The following is a 20,423-nucleotide window of genomic DNA, read 5'->3' as shown; positions in this document are numbered from 1 at the left end:
TATGTATTAATACTAGTTATAATATTACTAATTGAATGTTAAGTTGAATTTTAGTTTTAATACTATAACTTAATGCAAAAAAGTAATATAAAACATTAATGTTATGTTTTAGTACTTAATATTAACCCTAAAGTCTAGCTAGTACTTCTTTATATAAAGCACCATAAACCTTACTACGTTCAACATCATATTCTTGTATAGTTCTATGGAGTGCTGCTGCTTCTTTATATTTAACACTACTATAAACTATAGTTTGGAATAAGTTCCCTTTAAGTTCTTCTTGTACTACTTCATCAAATTGTTTATTAAAAACAGTTCGTCTTTCAAATCTATTTCTTAATATACCTAAAAGTTTAAGATTTGGGTTAAGACCGCTTTCGTTCATTTCTTCTACGACTTTATTAACCATGTTTAATCCTTGAAGAGCACTTGTAGAGTTGTCTATTACTTCTATAAAATAATCACTCATTACAAGACTGTTTTGAACAGTTATGCCTAGAAAAGGAGAGTTGTCTATTATAATAAAGTCAAAATCGTTATTAAATTTTAGAAATTTATTTTTTAGAATACTTTCTCTATTCATTTTATTTGTAAGCATACTTTCTAGGATAGCACTATCTATAGTATTTGAAAGTACATATATATATGGATTATGAGATTCTATACAATCTTCAAAACCAACTTTATTATTTGTATAAAGATCATATAAATTAAATTCACAGTTTATATTCAGTATTTGAGTTATATTACTTTGACTATCGTTATCTATCAAAAGGACCTTTTTTTTCTTTTTTGCCATTTCACCAGCTAAGTTAATTGCAGTAGTTGTTTTGCCAACCCCACCTTTAACATTAATTATGCTTATTACAGTAGCCATATTATCACCGACCTTTTTATTTAAAACTAAGAAGTTTTTTCTAAATATAATTGTAACACATTTTTAATAATATAAATACTATATTTTAGCACTTTATATTAATACTAAATATTAATATTAAGATTTAGGGCTATGAGTTATATAAATATTTATATATATGCAGCCTTTTATAAATTCTATCCATTTTAAATTTTTTCAACATTATATATAAGTCTAGAAAGTTCTAATACCTTATTATTTTTAAAATATCATAAAGTAGAACCTGTTAAGTAGTGATATTTATATATAACATAAAAAAATAACTACATTATATAGAAGAAAAATCATTTATGCTTATGGAAAAATTTTACGGTATAACATATCAAGGTTAAAGGTTAACTATAACCCCAATATACCATACTATATTGAATTTAAATATTATACAAAATGTTGAATTACATAAAAGGGAGATTGATAAAATCAAAAAAAGTAAACGTAAACATTAAAGCATTATCAGTAACATGCACTATAAATAACATTTTTTATAAATTGTCAAAAAACTTAGAATTATTGATTATGTTGAATTATGAACTATTTTTTTATATCAGACTTAGATATTCTAGGATTGTATAATATTAAAAAAAATGATATCTTAAATATATGGTATTAATGGTTTTAAAAGCGTGAAAAAGGTTTATAATAGCAATAAATCAATTATGAATACGTTTTATAATAAAAAAACTCGCTAGAATCGGTGTAAATGGGTAAATACAAATAAATTGTGAATTTGATAAGAGTGTTTGATGGTTAATAATAAGTTGAGAAAGTTATAATATTTTCTGCAGCGTATATAATAAAATCACATATTTTTTTGTATATATAACGCATAAATTCTAATACATTCTGAGTTATAATGTAAGAATTTTAGTGCGTTATATGTAGTAGCACCATAAAAAATAAATAAAGTTTCAGGGAGGGCTCATTATGAAACGAAAGTACATAGTTTTAAGTATTGGGCTTGCACTTATACTTATATTTTTTTGTTCAGGTAAAACTGTAATAAAAGCCGATTCTAATGAAGTAGGAATTTCTTATGATGCTCATGTTCAAAATATAGGCTGGCAGCCGTGGGTATTTGACGGGCAAGAAGCAGGTACGAATGGACAGGCACTTAGGGTTGAAGCCTTAAAGATAAAACTTGTAAATGCACCTGAGGGAGCGCAAGTAATGTATAGGGCACATGTACAAAATATAGGTTGGCAAGCTTGGACTCAAGACGGATTAGAGGCAGGTACAGATGGACAAAACCTTAGAATTGAGGCAATTGAAATAAAGCTTGTAAATATGCCGGGGTATTCTGTTGAGTATAGTGCACATGTACAGAACATAGGCTGGCAGGACTGGACTCAAGATGGATTAGAGGCAGGTACAGAGGGTGAAGGACTTAGAGTTGAAGCTTTGAGAATAAAGATAGTTAAAAATACAGTAGTGCAGGCTATAAAATTAAATAAGGCATCTGATACTTTAAAAGTTGGAGATAAGGATTTATTAAGTGTAAATTTTAGTCCTGTAGATGCTAACAATAAAAATTTAAAATGGACATCTTCAAATGCTAATATAGTATCCGTAGATGAAAGTGGAAAAATTACAGCATTAAAGGTAGGAAATGCAATAATCACAGCTTCTTCTATTGATGGAGAAAAGAATGATACTTGTAGTGTTACTGTGAATCCCGGAGATTTAGGAATAACCTATAGTACACATGTACAGAATATAGGTTGGCAAAACTGGACTCAAGATGGGTTAGAGGCAGGTACGGAAGGCCAAGATCTTAGAATCGAAGCCCTTAAAATAAAGCTTGTAAATGCACCAGATGGAGCACAAATATCATATAGAACGCATGTACAAAATATAGGTTGGCAGGATTGGAGACAAGACGGTTTAGAGGCAGGAACAGAAGGACAAGGGCTTAGAGTTGAAGCTTTGGAAATGAAACTCCTAAATATGCCTAATTATATGGTTCAATATCAAGCATATGTACAAAATGTAGGCTGGCAAGATTGGGTTTACGATGGCTCTATAGCAGGAACAGAAGGTGAAGGTCTTAGAATTGAAGCAATAAAAATAAAGCTTGTAAAAAAGGTTTCTGTAGAGTCTATAAAACTAGAAAAAAACTCTTTGAATTTAAGTGTAGGGAATGTAGACAGTGTTAAGGCTTCAATTTCACCAATAGGAGCTACCAATAAGAATGTTAAGTGGATGTCATCTAATGAAAATGTAGTAGTAGTAACTGATAGTGGTAATATTAGAGCACTTTCCATGGGAACAGCAGTAATTACGGCAACTAGTGAGGATGGAAATAAAACTGCTTCCTGCACTATTAATGTAAATGGCAGTAGTAATGAAGAAAATGAAACTTTAAGTACTGCAAAGGAGGTTTTAAGTAAGATAATAAAACCTAATATGACACAGCTTGAAAAAGAACTTGCTATTCATGATTATATAGTTGCAAATACTCAATATGATACGGATATATTTAGAACTACGGATGTACCAGCTAGTGATTATACTTCTTATGGGGTTCTTTTAAATCACAAGGCAGTATGTGCTGGATATGCAGAAGCTTTCAAATTAATGTGCAATTTAGAAGATATTCCAACAAGAACAGTAGTTGATTATACAATTAATCATGAGTGGAACACTGTTAAATTAAATGATGGAAATTTCTATCAAGTAGATGTAACTTGGGATGATCCTCTTTACTTTAATCAAGATGTTTCTGATATAAGTCATAAATATTTTAACATATCAGATAAGCAAATGTTTGCAGATCATGCTATTGATAAAAATATATGGGACACATACGCTTATCCAGTTGCTTCAGTTGATAATAGTGAATTCTATTCGATTACAGGAGAAGCTGCTGATAATAATATGGTTTATACAAGCTATGAGGGAAATCTTTCTGGAGTAGATTCAAAGGGAAATGTTAAGGTAATATCAAATGATGATGCAAAAAATATCATTTATGACAATGGACTTTTATATTATATAAGCAACGATTGTATATATAGGATAGATACTAATGGGCAGAGTAAAGTTAAGATAGCAAGTAAAGCTTCAAAAATGTATTTATATAACGGAGATATTTATTATCTTGGAAGTAATGATTGGGCTATTCATAGAGTTAAATTAGATTGGCAAAATAATAGCAATAAAGATAGTATAGTAGCATACACTTGGAATTCTAACTTTTTTATAAAATATGGTTGTTTATATTATGAAACAACTGACCATTTAGGTCTTAATAAAATCGATTTAAGTACACTTTCTGATAAGGAAATATTAAAGGTTTCTGATTATAATATAACTAATTATAACGACTATATATACTATAAAGATTCAAATAAGCTTTACAGAACCGATTTAAGTGGCGGAAATCTAAAACTTATATCAAGTAATATCGTGCAATGGATACAGGTATATATGGGATATATATATTATCGTGATGATGATAACAGTTGGTTCAGAATGAATTTAGATGGAAACAATTTAATTAGTATAAATATTTAAAAAGATTGGGTTAGCCCAATCTTTTTTTGCTTTCTAGTGTACAGTAAACCAGTAAAAAAATCGATATAAAAAGAAATACGTTTCATGGAGGACTAAGATGAAAAGAAAAAATGTAGTATTAATAATTGTCCTTTCCTTTATTTTTACAATGTTCTATTTAAGTAATAATTTTAAAGCAGATACAAATGAAGTAGGAGTTTCCTATGAAGCGCACGTTCAAAATGTAGGTTGGCAAGCTCCTGTTCAGGATGGTTCTGAGGTAGGAACAGATGGACGTGGACTTAGAGTTGAAGCACTGAAAATTAAACTTAATAATGCACCAAATGGAGCGCAAATAAGCTATAGAACGCATGTACAAAATATAGGCTGGCAGGCTTGGACTCAAGATGGAATAGAGGCAGGAACAGATGGACAAGGTCTTAGAATTGAAGCCTTAGAGATAAAGCTTATAAACATGCCAGATTATATAGTACAGTATCAAGCGCATGTACAAAATATAGGCTGGCAAGCTTGGGTACAAGACGGAGCTGAAGCAGGAACAAATGGACAATCTCTTAGAGTTGAAGCTTTGAAAATAAGAATAGTTAAAAAGACATCGGTTCAGTCCATAACCTTAAACAAGACTTCAGATGAATTAAAAGCAGGACAAGTAGATCAGTTAAGTGCTGTATTTAATCCAGTGGATGCTACCAATAAAAATTTAAATTGGACTTCTTCAGATTCTACGGTAGCAGCTGTTGATGCTAATGGCAAAATTACAGCTCTTAAACAAGGAACTGCAACAGTTACAGCAGCATCAATTGATGGGAATAAAACAGCCTCATGTGCTGTTACTGTAGATCCTGGAGATTTGGGTGTAAGCTATAGTGCACACGTACAGAATATAGGTTGGCAAGATTTTGTACAAGATGGAGGCGAGGTAGGAACAGATGGACAGTCTCTTCGAGTTGAAGCTTTAAAAATTAAGCTTTTAAATGCACCAGCTGGAGCTCAAATAACCTATAGAACGCATGTGCAGAATGTAGGCTGGCAACCTTGGGTTTCTGACGGGGTTGAGGCAGGAACAGATGGACGAGGACTTAGAATCGAGGCAATGGAAATTAAGCTTGTAAATATGCCAGATTATACAGTACAGTATCAGGCACATGTGCAGAATGTAGGTTGGCAAGCTTGGACACAAGATGGAGCCGAAGCTGGAACAAATGGCAAAGGACTTAGGGTTGAAGCATTAAGAATAAGGATAGTAAAAAAAGTAGATGTACAATCTATAACCTTAAATAAAGCTTCAAGTAGTTTAAAGGTAGGTGATACAGATAATTTAGTAGCATCAATATTACCTACAAGCGCAACAAATAAAAATATAAAATGGACATCTTCCAATGAATATGTGGCAACTGTAGATTACAGTGGTAAAGTTACAGCTATTTCTGTGGGAAATGCAGTGATTACAGCTACAACTGAAGATGGAAACAAAACAGCTGCGGTATCAGTTTCTGTTGGGACTAATAATTTGAAGGAAGCTCAGGCACTTCAAAGTGCAAATACTATTTTAAGTAGTATAATTAATCCAAATATGACACAGGTTCAAAAGGAACTTGCTATACATGATTATATAGTTGCCAATACTCAGTATGAAACAGCTGTATTTACAACTAATAACGTATCTTATGATATTTATACCGCTTATGGAGCCCTTATTAATCATAGAGCAGTGTGTCAGGGGTATGCGGAAGCTTTTAAAATTATGTGTAATTTAGTAGGAATACCAACAGGTATGATAACAGACTACGCACTTGATCATGCTTGGAATATTGTAAAATTAGATGATGGAAACTATTATCAAGTAGATGCTACCTGGGATGATCCTGTAGCACAAAACAACACATCCTTAGATTTAAATCATAAGTATTTTAATTTATCTGATAAACAAATGCTTGCAGATCATACCATTGATAAAGCAGAGTGGGACGCAGATAATTATCCTAAAGCTAATGTTGATAATAGTGAGTTTTATAGAACAGCTGATGACTCAACAGATTCGAATGTGGTTTATACTAACTATAATAATAAGCTTACAAGTGTAGATTCAAATGGTACCATGAAAACACTTACTACTGATGATGCTACAAGTATTAATTACTACAACGGAGCAGTTTATTATATAAGTGGTAGATCAGCCTATAAGGTAGATACTAATGGTCAAAATAGAGTTCAAATATTGAGTGGAAATATATATAAGATGTATCTATACAATGGAGCTATTTATTATTTAGATCTTAATAATTGGTCTATTAATAAATTAGTTTTAGATGGAAGTTATCAAAATAACACATTAATAGGATATACCTGGAATACTAACTATTTTATAAGTAGTGGAAGTTTATATTATGAGGCCTATGATGATGATTATCTTCATAAGGTTGATTTAAACACATTAATAGATACTAAAATATTAACCGTTACTGACTACTATGTAACTGGCTATAATAATTTTATATACTATAAGGATGCAACAAAGCTTTATAGAACAGATTTAAACGGCTCAAATTCTCTTTTAATTTCAAATAGCATAACAAATAAATTTATAAATATATTTGAAAATTATATATACTATGAGGATAGCAATAGTGTTTGGTATAAAATGAATTTAGACGGAAGTAATTTGGTTAAATTAATGTATTGATATATAAGCTTAGAAAGTTCTAATACCTTTTGACTTTAAAAACATCTTAGAGTTGAACCTATTAAGAAGTGATATTTTAGAAGCCACAAATTAAAAACTTCATTGCAACATATATATGTAGGACTACAAAATTATAAAATAGTTTTGTGGTCCTATATTTTTAATAAAAAAGTAAATGCTAAATTTACTTTTTTATTTGATTTAGCAGTAGTTTTATTTAAGTTATTATTTTAAATAAAAAGAATAGAGTTATGAGAAATAGCTTAAATCAAGGGATTGAATAATGTAAACGCTTTAAGTTTCGTTAAGAAAAGACAAAAAATATAAAAAAATGTAAAATGTTAATTTAATAAGAAAAACCACAAAAATACAAGCAAACTAGTAAAAAAACCGTATTTTTTATGTAAAATAGAAATTGCGTTTATTTATAATTGTAAGTATACTTATTTACATAAAAGTATTGCAATTCTAGAAATGTAAAAAAATAAAAGAGAGGGTGTATTTTATGAAATTTAAAACAATTACTACTAAAGCATTAGTTAGCTCATTTACTATAGGAGCATTATTATTAACAAGTGTGACTTTTGGAGCACATGTTAATGCGCAAACTTTGCATCCATTAGGTCTTAGAACTCGTCATCAAACTATTAAAGGAATGAAGAAGGCTCCAAGAACATTTGCCGCAGTTAGAAAAGCTGCAACATCAGTTGATTTATCAGCTAATTTTCCAACTGTTAAAGATCAAGGTTCATTAGGAAGCTGCGTTACTTTCGCTTCAACTTATGCTAAGAGTTATGAAGAAAACCAAAAAAGAAATTGGGGAGTAAAAACTCTTAACCATTTCTTCAGCCCTTCATACATCTACAGCCAAATACATGCTGATGATTCAGCTGATGGTGGTGGAAGTCAGTTTAGTGATGCTTTCAACCTTCTTGTAGATCAAGGAGATACAACAATAACTGATATGCCATATGATGGTGATGATTATGGTTGGGAAACTCAACCAACATCATTACAAAAAAGACATGCAGCTCAATACAAAGCTACTGATTGGCAACAACTTGATAGTGGAGATTATACAGAAATAAAGGATGAATTAGCTCAAGGAAATCCTGTTGTTATAGGAATAGATGTTTATCCTGATTTTGATAATATCTCACCAAGCAATCCTATATTTGATGTAATATCAGGTAAAGACAGAGGTGGACATGCTCTTTGTGTAGTTGGTTATGATGATAGCAAACAAGCTGTTAAGTTCATCAACTCTTGGGGTACAAACTGGGGTATTAACGGATATGGTTGGATTAGCTATAAAGTACTTCAACAAGAAAATTCAGATGCATATGTTTTACAAGACTAATTTGAATATAAGTTTTTAAAATTAAGGAGATACACTGCATAGGCAGTATATCTCCTTTTTAATAAGAAAAATTAAAACTTAATATTAATACATAGGGTTAAAGTATAATATCAACCCTATGTATTAATATTATACAAGCTCTATAACTATACTATATTCATCAGCAATATAGGTTCCATAAGTTATTTCTACTGGAACACCATCAGAATATCCATACTTAGTCTTTAAAAGCATTGCTTTATCTGAACTAAAACCAAATATTTCTTTATCTTTATCTGTAGATATTTTTGCTGATATTACTTCTTTAGCGGAGGTTATATAAAAGCCCTTCATTTCTAGATATTTGTAGAAAGAGCCTGTAAAATCATCTTTTAGTGATGCTCCAACCTTAGGACTTATATAATTGTGATATATTGTTATTACTTTGCCTTTAGATTCCACTGAACGTTCTAACATTATAACATTATCACCAGTATCAATGTCAAACACTTCTGCTACATTCTCAGGTGCTTTAACGTTGTTTACACTTATAAGGATTTTCGTGGTTTTATTGTATTCATCTTGGAGCTGCTTAAAAGAGGACTGCATTCTTGTAGAAAAACCAGTTCTATCTCTTTTTACGATAGTACCCTTACCCCTTTGTCTAAGTATATACCCATCTGTCATAAGTCTATTAAGAGCTTGTCTTACAGTTATTCTAGAAACGTTAAATTCATCTGCAAAACTCATTTCGGAAGGAAGAGTGCAGCCAATTTCATACTCTCCATCTTCTATTCTAGTTTTTATTATGTTTGCCATTTGACTCCAAAGAGGTTTTGCACCACTACTGAAATCAAGTTTCATTGTTATCACCTCCATCTATATTACTTTAGTATACTTATTATAACTTGTTTACGTTAAACATGCAAAAAGGTTTATTATAAGAGACAATAAGAGGAGTTTTTATTCTTAAAATAAAAACTCCTCGATATACTATTTATATTCCTGATCTATAGTTTTATAATGGAAAGTTTTTTCATTTTCAAGTTTATTAAACCAATAGCCTGATTTTTTAATTCTTCTTTTCCTATTGTTTTTTAAATCAAGTTCTACTAGACCATACCTGTTTTTTAGAGAATTTACAGGTGAAATATTATCTAGCCAATTCCAAACCATATAGCCTTTGCAGTTCGAACCTTCAGCCATTGCTTTTAAAAGCCAAACAAGATGTTCTTTGTAAAAATCTATTCTGTAATCATCTTGTATTACTCCATCTTCATTTTTATATTTTTCTTCACCTTCTACCCCCATGCCGCTTTCGGTTACCATCCATTCGATGTTATTGTATTCATTTTTAATTCTCATAGCTGCATCGTAAAGAGCCTTAGGGTATATTTCCCACCCTCTGTACGGATTTATCTTCTTTCCAGGCATATCATATTCCTCAAAGTATTTAGTTGGATGGAAAGACATGTTTTCAGCAGGTTTAAATCTCTGACCCATAACCCTCATAGGTTGATAGTAGTTAAATCCTAAAATATCTATTGTATTATTTTTTATTATTGCTAAATCTTCTTCTTTATATTCAAACATACAGTTTTCTTTTTTTAGAAGATCTATAAGTTCTTTTGGAAATTGTCCCTTTATACATGGATCCATAAAGCTCTTCCAATAAAAAAGATCAGCTACTTCTTTGGCTTTTTTATCATTTTCATTAAGTTCACTTCTGGAATATATAACAGAAGGGTTTAATATTATACCTATTTTTCCTGTAATATTCATTTCTTTAAAGGCAGCTACAACCTTAGCATTTGCAAGTACCTTTCCGTATATCCACTGCATTGCAAGCTTTGTATCTGTTTTATAAGGGTACCAAAAGCCATCCATAAAGCAAAGTTGAGGAATTACTATAGGTTCATTAAAGGTCCAAAAGTATTTTACTTTCCCGTTATATCTTTCGAAAACCTTTTTTGCATATTTTACATACAAATCTACAATTTTAAGAGAATCATAGCCACCGTATTTATCATAAAGAACCTTAGGAAGCTCCCAGTGTTCAAGGCATATCATTGGCATTATTCCAATATTATTAAGTTTATTTATTACATTATCGTAGAATTGTGCTCCTTTTTCATTAATTGTAGCATTTTCATAATCATCTATAAATCTACTCCAATCTATGGAAATTCTTATAGCTGACAAACCTGTTTTTTTCATTAAATCAATATCCTCGCTCCATTTATTGTAGAAGTCGTCTGCAATAGTAGGACCTATTCCATTATTCCATCTTTCTGGGGCAGCTTTATACATCATATCTACGAAATTATCTCTTCCGTTTTTGTCAGTCCATCCTTCAGCTTGCCAAGCAGATGTAGCTGCACCAAGTATAAAATTTTGTGGTAATTTATATTCCATTATATTTCACTCCTCATATTTATTCTAAAGTTACATGTGTTTTTGCAATTATATCGTGAATAGGTCTTTTATCTATAACTACAAGAATTATGCATATAAAGGCAATTAAGGTTAAAGTATTGGAAATCATATTTGTACTTGTAATATTTATTGCCCTAGAGATTACATAAGCAATTACACCATAAGGATTTAGTATTAATATTTTAATAAAGCCTCTAACAATTAAGTTTAAATTTGTATTTCCAACTATTTTAAGGTGCATTTTTTGTTTGAAATAGCTTTGACCATCAGTTAATATTGGAATTACTATCTCCCATAACAAAATTAAAGCTAGAAAAATTAATATAAATGCTTTAGATTTTATTATTGTGTCAAATTCCATTTTATAGACTGTAAGCTTTACCTTTGATTTTGGAAGATCATACTTTAAGCTAAAGAATATCAACAATATAGCTACATAAGAAACATACCACACTAATAAATCCAATATAGTTGAAAGCGCTCTTTTCAAAAGAAGTGTCTCATCTTTTGGAACTAAAAGAGTATTACTTTTCATTTGATAACCTCTCATACATATCAATCATTAAGGAAACCATATCTCTTATGGTTAAAGCATTCATAAAGTGATCTTGAGCGTGAATTAAAAGTATGGATTTTTCAAAGTTCTCTCCTGACATTTCTTTTTGAAGTAGGCTAGTTTGTGTATCATGAGCCTTTCCTATTTCAATTCCTGCCTGTTTTAATTTTTCTCTTGCTAAATCAACATTACCATTAGTTAATAGCTCCTTAAAGGCCTCTATTGCAAGGGATTTTCCATTACCAGCATTAAGTATTAGTTCCATAGATTGATTAACTATTTTTTCATCCATATTACGATTCCTCCGATTTAATTTGTTTTGGGATTTTAGATTTGAAAAATTATTCAGCCTGAATTTTAGCTGTTTTATTGGCAGCTATAACAAATGGTGCATATATTAAAGTATCAACTATAAGCCATACTACCTGAAGAAGTCCTCCAGCTAGAGAACCTGTGCCAATCAATGCACCGAAAAATAAAGGCATAGTCCAAGGTACTACATATCTGAATACTGGTACAATGCCTAAGGAAATGGCGATAGCACCTATAATTACATTTACGAGTGGAGCTACAATATAAGGGACTAGTATAAGTGGGTTCAATACAATTGGTAAACCAAATGCCATAGGTTCTTGTATATTAAAAAGCATTGATGGACCAGCAACCTTTACAACTGCTTTCCAATCTTCTTTTTTTGAAAAGATAAGTATTGCTATTACTAAGCCCATTACATGCATTAAGCCTGCTTCAAAGAAGCCATTAGTAAAGATGTAATGTGTAGCACCGGTTTGATTAGAAAGTTGTGCAGGAAAATAAACTGAGTTTTGAATCACTGCAGTAACGTTATGTCCATGAATACCAAACCACCAGAAAATCCAAACTAAAAATTGATATGCTATAGCAAAGCCAAAACCTTGAGAGAAGCCCATAAGAGGAGCACCTATAGCAGTATAAATTAAATCGTTTAAAGCAGGTTGATTTATCCAATGAAGTCCAGCAGCAATTAAGGCTACAATAAATAAAATTATTCCTGTAGGTAAAAGTGATTCAAAAGATTGAACAACAGCTGGTGGAACTCCATCAGGCATTTTTATCTTTAGTTTATCGTTTTTAGTAAGTTTAGCAAAGAGAAAAGCAACAAAGGTAGTTACAAGAATTGCTGTTAAAACTGCATTAGAACCAAAGTATTTAATAGCAAAGGCGCTGTCTATAGTTACGCTTTTTTTGTTTATTATAGATTGAACACTTTGAGGAGTTAGTATTAAGTAAGAAACAAGACATAACATTGCAGATAAGAATTTATCGCTTCCCCATATTTTTCCAAGTCTATAACCAAAGGAAATAACTAAAAGTAATGAGAAAACATTAAATGCACCATTTAAAACTAAATTGCACATGTATTGTATACTAGTTAAGGTTGTAACAAAATTTGAAGCATCATAGGCCTTTCCGTTTAATCCTGTTATTTTATGGCCTAAATTCAAACCACTAGGCCCCATTATAGTTCCGTTTGGATCAAGAATAACCCAATTAAAAATTCCAAATAGTGAACCAACTATAATAAAAGGAAGAAGAGTTGAAAAAGCATCTCTCATTGCTAGTAGGTATTTATTACTTGATACTTTATTAGCAATAGGCATCATGATACCTTCTAATTTGTTAATAAATTTGCTATTCATGATTTATACCCCCGTATGGTTTTACTATATATTATAATAATGTTGTAATGTTTGTTTTTTTCGTATAAAATAATAAATGAGTTTTAGGTTTATGCTGAATTCCTTTTATAAAGATAGAGAAGGAGTTCAGTGTTTTTTTATTTTTGTAAAAGGTTTAGAGCTGTAGTTAATACATTTTCACCATTGATCATTCCATAGTCTCTCATAGCAATGACTTCTACCGGACATTTATCTCCAACAGTTTTTTTGATTTCTGGGAGCATGTGTCTAACTTGAGGACCTACAAGTATTACATCAGCTTCCTCCATTTTATCTTGAAGAATTTCTACAGAAAAGGCAGCTATATTTGCGTCTACGTTTCTTTTTGCTGCAGCCTCCTGCATTTTTTTTACAAGTACTGAGGTTGACATTCCTGCGTTACAGAAAAGGTAAATGTTCATAGTGTATCTCCTTTCAATTAAAATGATATTGTTTACATTTATTATTTTATACGACAGTTTATAGCTTGTCAATATAATGTTATAACATTATACCTTTAATATTTTAAAAGGTTAGCATTAGGGTAGGTGAAAGTGTTGAATATTGAACTTTATAAAACACAATAATGTTATAACATTATTATGTTAAGAAATTTGAGTTAATTTTAAATTCTTATTAATGGGGAATATAACACTTGAAAAACATTTGAAAATTACGCTATTTAAATAGTATATAAGGTTATATTGCGAAGTTATATTATTATATCATATAAAATATTAGTATTAATATTAATATATAACCCTAATACTTAATATTAAATTGTGATTTGTATTTATAGATAAAATAGGCTTTTATTAGTTATGTAAGTTTTAATTTATATAACTAGTAAAAGCTTATTTTGTTGAAAAACTGCATGGTAAGGGGAATTATAGAAATATTGTTCAGATTTTGTTCACCACAGGATTGTATAATAATTATATAGAAAGTTATGTTAAAAGAAATTAAATATGATATATGAAAAGAGGCGTGTAGATTGAAACTAAAGAAAATTTTTGATTTTTTTGTCTTAATAGTGGTTATTTTTGCTGCATATGTTTTTATTACGCCTACTAATAGCTATGCAGCCGTTAATCCTTCTGATAAAGTGGCAACTCCATATGTGGATAATAATAAATTAATGATAGAACCCGGAACAATAATACATTTATATTGCAGTACAAGTGGGGCCACTATTTATTATTCTATTGATGGAGAAGAACCACTTTTGAATGGAATTAAGTATAGTGGAGAAGATATTGCTATAAATAAAAGAACTGTTTTAAGAGCTGTAGCTATTAAGGAGGGATGGATCAATAGTAGTATGTTTGATAAGGTTTATGCTATTGATGTTAAAAGTCCAATAATAAGCTTCAATGAAAACAAAATAAGCTTAAACTGCAAAACTGAGGGTGTAAAAATTTACTACACAATAGACGGAACAGAGCCAACAGAAACAGGAGGAAAACTTTACGATGGAAATCCAATTGAGATAAATAGTGGGGTAACAGTAAAAGCAGCAGCCTATGGATATGGTACTGAAAGTAGTACCGTAGAACAAAGTATAAGTAAAACTTTAACTCCAAGTAGTGACAACACTAATGTATCAGTAAAACCAGGAACGATAGTACATTTAAGGGGTGAAGACGGAGCTTTAATTTACTACACCTTAGACGGAAGTAATCCAGATAAAAATAGCATAAGATACGATGACAATAAAGGAATTGAGATAGATAGTAAAACGAATATAAAAGCAGTAGCAGTTAAGGATGGGCAAGTGGACAGTGATATTTTTGTAGAAAGTTATGAGGTTGCAATAGAAAAGCCAGTAATAAGTTTCAGCCAAAACAAAATAAGCTTAAGCTGCAAAACTGAGGGTGTAAAAATTTACTACACAATAGACGGAACAAAGCCAACAGAAACAGGCGGAAAACTTTACGATGGAAATCCAATCCTTATAAATAGTGGGGTAACAGTAAAAGCAGCAGCCTATGGATATGGCACTGAAAGCAGTATCGTAGAGCAAAGCATAAGTAAAACCTTAACTCCAAGTAGTGACAACAGTAATACAGCAGTAAAACCAGGAACGATAGTACATTTAAGGGGTGAAGACGGAGCTTTAATTTACTACACCTTAGACGGAAGTAATCCAGATAGAAACAGTATAAAATACGATGATAGTAAAGGGATTGAGATAAATAGTAAGACAAATATAAAAGCAGTAGCAGTTAAGGAAGGGCAAGTGGACAGTGATATTTTTACAGAAAGTTATGAGGTTGCAATAGAAAAGCCAATAATAAGTTTCAATGAAAACAAAATAAGCTTAAGCTGTAAAACTGAGGGTGTAAAAATTTACTACACAATAGACGGAACAGAGCCAACGGAAACAGGCGGAAAACTTTACGATGGAAATCCAATCCTTATAAATAGTGGGGTAACAGTAAAAGCAGCAGCCTATGGATATGGCACTGAAAGCAGTATCGTAGAGCAAAGCATAAGTAAAACCTTAACTCCAAGTAGTGACAACAGTAATACAGCAGTAAAACCAGGAACGATAGTACATTTAAGGGGGGAAGACGGAGCTTTAATTTACTACACCTTAGACGGAAGTAATCCAGATAGAAACAGTATAAAATACGATGACAATAAAGGAATTGAGATAAATAGTAAGACAAATATAAAAGCAGTAGCAGTTAAGGAAGGGCAAGTGGACAGTGATATTTTTACAGAAAGCTATGAGGTTATTAGAAAAAAAATCATTATAGATAATGATACTAGCAACATAAATATTATTGAAAAAAAAGTATCTAATGAGACCATTAAAGCCTTTAAAGTAGAGAATGTAATGGTATATAAGCCTTCTTTTATTAGCAAAAAGCCAATTAAAAGTTCTAATAAAACATTTCCGTCAGTAGCAAAAAAAATAGAACCTTATGAAAAGGTAATACATAAAACAAGGGTACAAAATAAAAGATTAAGGATAATTCACAAAACAGTAAAGAGTACGAGTAAAAATATGCTTAAGGTTATATTATTAATACTTAGTTTAAGTGTTATTGCTGTAATATTATTATTGCTTAAAATTAAAAAACAAAATAAATAATTTATTATAAAGGATATTTTTTAAATTATATATCTCGAAAAACACTAAATTTTAAGTTTTTTTGAAGATAATTGAAGAAAGAATGTCCTTTTTATTTTTAGAAAGAAAAAAGCAGGTTTTTTATTATGTAAGGAGCATAATAAAGCAGTGCTTTAAATTGTTATATATTGGGACATTTGCTATAATTAATAATATCTAAATGGTAAGGGGATATTAAGAATGATTAGTGCGGTTATACTTGAAGACGAAACTTCAGCTGTAGGTAATTTATATAATATACTTAAAGAAAGCAGCGAAATTAATTTAAAATTAAGATTTAATGATGAGAAAGAAGTATTTTTGATACTTAAGAAATTAAAGGTAGATGTTATATTTGTAAATATGGAAATACAGACAATGGATTTTGCATTTAAAGTACGAAAAGTAAATAGTAAGGTAAAAATAATTTTTCTTACAGACTATACTAAATACTCAGAAGATCCTTCAATAACTTATATAAATAAATCAGTAACACGAGAAAATCTTCAGAAGGTTATAGATGGTTTTAAACTGAAAAATGAAAAGAATAATGATAGCAGGACTTGGGATATAAGAGTTAATTGTTTTGGTAAATTTACTGTGAAAAATAGAGAAGGGATATGTGCTAAATGGAGAACTAAAAAGGCAGAAGAATTATTTGCTTTATTAATAGATCGAAAAGGAAGAGCTGTAAATAGAGATAAAATAATATATATTCTTTGGAAAAATTTTAGCGAAACCAAAGCAGCTGTAAATCTTCATACAACAGTATATAACGTTAAAAAGGCACTCTTAGCAATAGGTGCAAGAGATATTTTAATTTATAATAATGGCTTTTATAGAATTAATGAAAATAAAATAAAATGTGATGCTTGGGATGTAGTTGGAAAAATAAAGAAGGTAAACAAGCAAAGATTTAGTATAGAAGAAATTGGTGAAAGCATAAAAATTATTGAAGAAGGGTATTTTAAAGAAAACTATTTTGATTGGGCAGAAGATAAAAATAAATATTTTGAAACAATGTATTTGAAGCTTATTTTTCTTAGGGCAATGGAATATAAACAAAATAGCTATTTTGAAGAAGCTATTGAACTTTTAAAAAAGGGACTTAAGGTTGATGGTTTAAATGAAAATCTTAATAAGGAGTTAATAAAATTATTTATAATGAGTGGTGAAGAAATTGAAGCTGTAAAGTGCTATAATCATTATAAGAAAGAGCTTAGAAAAGAACTTGGTATAAAAATAAACAGTGAAGTTCAGGAATGGATAAGAAATTAAAATAGTAATATTAGATATTATGTGATAGGGAGGAATTGTAAGTGAGACATAGTAATTTAAAAGGTTTTCCAAAAGATTTTCTTTGGAGTGCATCAACTAGTGCATATCAGGTAGAAGGCGCATGGAATGAAGCTGGTAAAGGAAGGTCAGTGCAAGATGTGAAAACATCTTATCCAGAAGGAACAAGTGATTTTAAGGTAGCCAGTGATCACTATCATCATATGGAAAAAGATATTACTCTTTTAGCAGAAATGGGTCTTAAAGCCTATAGATTTTCGATTGCATGGACCCGAATAATTCCAGATGGTGACGGAGAAATAAATAAAGAGGGTGTGAAGTTTTACCACAAGCTTATTGATGAATGCTTAAAACATAATATAGAACCGATAGTAACCATGTATCACTTTGATTTGCCTTTTGAATTGGAGAAAAAAGGAGGTTGGAGTAGTCGTGCTACTATTGATGCTTTTTTAAAGTTTAGTAAAGTTTTATTTGAGGAATATGGATCAAAGGTAAAGTATTTTTTAACTATTAACGAACAAAATATGATGATTCTTCATGGTTCAGTGATAGGAACTACGGCAGAAGAAAATGACAATAGGTGGAAAATAGCGTATCAACAAAATCATCATATGCTAGTGGCACAAGCAAAGGCTATGGAGTTATGTCATACAATTTGTCCTAATTCTAAAATAGGTCCTGCTCCTAATATATCTTCAGTATATCCAGCTTCTTCAAAGCCAGAGGATTATCTTGCAGCACAAAATTTTACAGCTATAAGAAATTGGCTTTATCTTGATATGGCTGTTTTTGGAAGATATAATGCTACAGCGTGGTCATATTTTGAAGAAATAGATGCAGTACCTAAAATAGAAGAAGGTGACATGGAATCTTTAAAAAATGCAAAACCGGATTTTATAGCCTTCAATTATTACAGTACAGCTACAGTTAAAGCAAATAACTATGATAAAAATGCAAAAGATTTAAGCGGTGATCAGCAGTTAGCACTTGGTGAAGCTGGGGTATTTGAAGGAGCTAAGAACCCTAATCTTGAAAAGACACAATTTGGTTGGGAGATAGATCCCATTGGTTTTAGAATAACTTTAAGAGAAGTTTATGATAGATACCAGCTTCCTATAATAATAACTGAAAATGGACTTGGAGCTTTTGATAAATTAGAAGACGGTACGGTACATGATGCTTATAGAATTGAATATTATAAAAAGCATTTACATGAAATAAAAGAGGCACTTACAGATGGTGTCAAGGTATTTGGATATTCACCTTGGAGTGCAATAGACCTTGTTTCAACTCATCAAGGAGTTACTAAAAGATATGGTTTTATATATGTAAATCGTGATGAATTTGACTTAAAGGACTTAAAAAGATACAAGAAGGATAGCTTTCATTGGTATAAGAAAACAATAGAGGAAAATGGGAGAAACATAGAATAATTTTTTTAAAAGATAGGATTTGTGTACTTAAGATTAAAACAGGTTACTTAAGGTTATACAATATTTTAAGGAGAGAAGTCTTATGAAAAGAAAGTTAAAACTATCTCTAATTTCAAGCTTTGTTTCAACCATTGTTTTTATTATAGTAATGAATATATTTGGAAACATAAAAAGCTTAAGCTCGGCAATTATAGTGGCTATTATTTTTTTTATAGCATTTTTTATTTTTCATTTTATTTTTACGGGAATATTTATTAGAAAGGCTTGATTTTATTATAAAAGAGTAAGCAAAAAATAAAGCTTACTCTTTTTGTTTAAACTAGTTTGAGGTATATCTTTGAAGCCATTGACTAAAGGTGGTTTTAAAGTTATCAGTATTATCATGACAGTAGGTATAAAAATATGTTAAAAGCTTTGATCTTTTTTCTGCATCGGCTTTACCACCAGCATCACTGCCGCTTAATAAATCTTCTCCACCAATTAATTTTTGACGCTTCATAATATCATTAAAGGTAACTTTCTTTGCGTTTAAGAGCATATCATACATTGAGAGAAAGGTTGTTGTTCTACCTTTACCACCGCGGCAATGAAAATGAAGCCAAGTTCCCTTTGGAAGAGTTTCTATGAAATTAACAAATGAATCTACCTGATCATTGGTTGGAATTTTATGATCAGGAACAGTTATTCTTAAATATTGAAGACCTAGAGAATTAGCTAACTCTTTTTCAGTTTGAACTGTTTTTACATCATTAATTTCAGAAATATCACTTACCGATTTCTTTTTAGAAAGTTTATCAAAAGTCACTTTTTTATTTTTAGCTATGGTATTTAATTTATTATTTTCATCTGATATCACCTCATCACTTGTTAGGTTTAGATTAGCATCATCTTTTTTTCCATAATAACTTATGCCAATTCCATTTACAAAGCCATGAGATTCTTGACGCAAATCCACATCGATAATAGGCTTATTTCCAATGGTATTTTTAATTTGAACAAGTTCATTTTTAGAAAAAGCACCACTACCAGAAGCATTTAAATCAGACAATCCTAAAAGATTTACTTCTTTTTTATCATTCAATTTAATAGTATCATTTGTAGTTCTAAATTTTGCTGGTAAAATATTTTTGTTTTCAGCATCAATTACTAATTTTACTTTAGAATATTTTTTGTGGGATTTAACTATTTTATTTTTAGAAGTATTTAAATAATAAGCAAACCCGATGACAATAAGTATACATAAGATAATACCAACATAAATAAATTTATTTTTCTTAAACAAAGTTTTTCCTCCTAATTTATATATAGAATATCAATATTAGCAACAATCTTTATAATACACTAATAATTCGCATAGGAAGTTAATATATGGTTAAATTACAATAAATTTATTCTGAATTAATTGAAGCTTTATAGACAAACTAATGTTAAAA

General features: G+C 30.3%; 15 protein-coding genes. 7 read left to right on the top strand and 8 right to left on the bottom strand.

Annotated elements, in window-relative coordinates; all coding sequences use genetic code 11:
• Positions 1 to 127: 127 nt before the first annotated feature.
• Positions 128 to 877: a ParA family protein gene (locus tag CLFE_RS23930; protein WP_077892990.1), complete on the bottom strand. Its 750-nt coding sequence runs from the start codon at positions 875 to 877 to the stop codon at positions 128 to 130.
• A gap of 963 nt (positions 878 to 1,840) precedes the next feature.
• On the opposite strand from CLFE_RS23930, the gene CLFE_RS23925 reads away from it, so the two are divergent.
• The 3 genes from CLFE_RS23925 (at position 1,841) to CLFE_RS23915 (ending at position 8,472) form a co-directional block, all read left to right on the top strand.
• A complete protein-coding gene (locus tag CLFE_RS23925; protein ID WP_077892991.1) occupies positions 1,841 to 4,429 on the top strand; it encodes an Ig-like domain-containing protein in 2,589 nt (862 codons plus the stop codon).
• Between the two features lie 97 nt (positions 4,430 to 4,526).
• Complete coding sequence (locus CLFE_RS23920) at positions 4,527 to 7,112, top strand: Ig-like domain-containing protein (protein ID WP_077892992.1); 2,586 nt, start codon at positions 4,527 to 4,529, stop codon at positions 7,110 to 7,112.
• 505 nt (positions 7,113 to 7,617) lie between these two features.
• Complete coding sequence (locus tag CLFE_RS23915; RefSeq protein WP_077892993.1) at positions 7,618 to 8,472, top strand: C1 family peptidase; 855 nt, start codon at positions 7,618 to 7,620, stop codon at positions 8,470 to 8,472.
• Positions 8,473 to 8,601: 129 nt separating this feature from the next.
• Here CLFE_RS23915 and CLFE_RS23910 read toward each other — a convergent pair whose 3' ends face one another.
• From CLFE_RS23910 to CLFE_RS23885, 6 genes are all read right to left on the bottom strand, one after another.
• On the bottom strand, positions 8,602 to 9,315 hold the full coding sequence (locus tag CLFE_RS23910; protein WP_077834784.1) for a GntR family transcriptional regulator: 714 nt from the start codon (positions 9,313 to 9,315) through the stop codon (positions 8,602 to 8,604).
• A gap of 129 nt (positions 9,316 to 9,444) precedes the next feature.
• Positions 9,445 to 10,866, bottom strand: coding sequence for a glycoside hydrolase family 1 protein (locus CLFE_RS23905; RefSeq protein ID WP_077892994.1), 1,422 nt, complete (start codon positions 10,864 to 10,866; stop codon positions 9,445 to 9,447).
• A 19-nt stretch (positions 10,867 to 10,885) separates the two neighbouring features.
• Positions 10,886 to 11,422 carry an RDD family protein gene (locus CLFE_RS23900; RefSeq protein ID WP_077892995.1) on the bottom strand — a complete coding sequence of 179 codons (537 nt, stop codon included), beginning with the start codon at positions 11,420 to 11,422 and terminating at the stop codon, positions 10,886 to 10,888.
• Positions 11,412 to 11,735, bottom strand: coding sequence for a PTS lactose/cellobiose transporter subunit IIA (locus CLFE_RS23895; RefSeq protein WP_077834781.1), 324 nt, complete (start codon positions 11,733 to 11,735; stop codon positions 11,412 to 11,414). Before CLFE_RS23895 ends, CLFE_RS23900 begins: the two co-directional genes overlap by 11 nt.
• A 49-nt stretch (positions 11,736 to 11,784) precedes the next feature.
• Entirely contained in the window at positions 11,785 to 13,122 is a 1,338-nt protein-coding gene (locus CLFE_RS23890) for a PTS sugar transporter subunit IIC (RefSeq protein ID WP_077892996.1), read from the bottom strand.
• Between the two features lie 137 nt (positions 13,123 to 13,259).
• On the bottom strand, positions 13,260 to 13,562 hold the full coding sequence (locus CLFE_RS23885) for a PTS sugar transporter subunit IIB (RefSeq protein ID WP_077834779.1): 303 nt from the start codon (positions 13,560 to 13,562) through the stop codon (positions 13,260 to 13,262).
• Positions 13,563 to 14,134: 572 nt separating this feature from the next.
• Between CLFE_RS23885 and CLFE_RS23880 the strand changes: the two genes are divergently transcribed.
• The 4 genes from CLFE_RS23880 to CLFE_RS23865 all read left to right on the top strand — a co-directional run bounded on the left by CLFE_RS23880 (position 14,135) and on the right by CLFE_RS23865 (position 19,258).
• The gene (locus CLFE_RS23880; protein ID WP_250944828.1) at positions 14,135 to 16,240 is read left to right on the top strand and encodes an FN3 associated domain-containing protein; all 2,106 of its coding nucleotides are present in this window, start codon (positions 14,135 to 14,137) and stop codon (positions 16,238 to 16,240) included.
• Positions 16,241 to 16,459: 219 nt separating this feature from the next.
• On the top strand, positions 16,460 to 17,536 hold the full coding sequence (locus CLFE_RS23875) for a BTAD domain-containing putative transcriptional regulator (RefSeq protein ID WP_077892998.1): 1,077 nt from the start codon (positions 16,460 to 16,462) through the stop codon (positions 17,534 to 17,536).
• A gap of 41 nt (positions 17,537 to 17,577) precedes the next feature.
• Positions 17,578 to 18,990: a glycoside hydrolase family 1 protein gene (locus CLFE_RS23870; protein WP_077892999.1), complete on the top strand. Its 1,413-nt coding sequence runs from the start codon at positions 17,578 to 17,580 to the stop codon at positions 18,988 to 18,990.
• Positions 18,991 to 19,072: 82 nt separating this feature from the next.
• A complete protein-coding gene (locus tag CLFE_RS23865; RefSeq protein WP_077836170.1) occupies positions 19,073 to 19,258 on the top strand; it encodes a hypothetical protein in 186 nt (61 codons plus the stop codon).
• A 51-nt stretch (positions 19,259 to 19,309) separates the two neighbouring features.
• On the opposite strand, the gene CLFE_RS23860 is transcribed toward CLFE_RS23865, so the two are convergent.
• Positions 19,310 to 20,272 carry a phosphatase domain-containing putative toxin gene (locus CLFE_RS23860; RefSeq protein WP_077893000.1) on the bottom strand — a complete coding sequence of 321 codons (963 nt, stop codon included), beginning with the start codon at positions 20,270 to 20,272 and terminating at the stop codon, positions 19,310 to 19,312.
• Positions 20,273 to 20,423: the final 151 nt, after the last annotated feature.

Source organism: Clostridium felsineum DSM 794 (assembly GCF_002006355.2).
Classification (GTDB): Bacteria; Bacillota; Clostridia; order Clostridiales; family Clostridiaceae; genus Clostridium_S; species Clostridium_S felsineum.
Note: the sequence above shows the minus strand (reverse complement) of the source record. Positions and strands in the feature narration are given on the sequence as shown.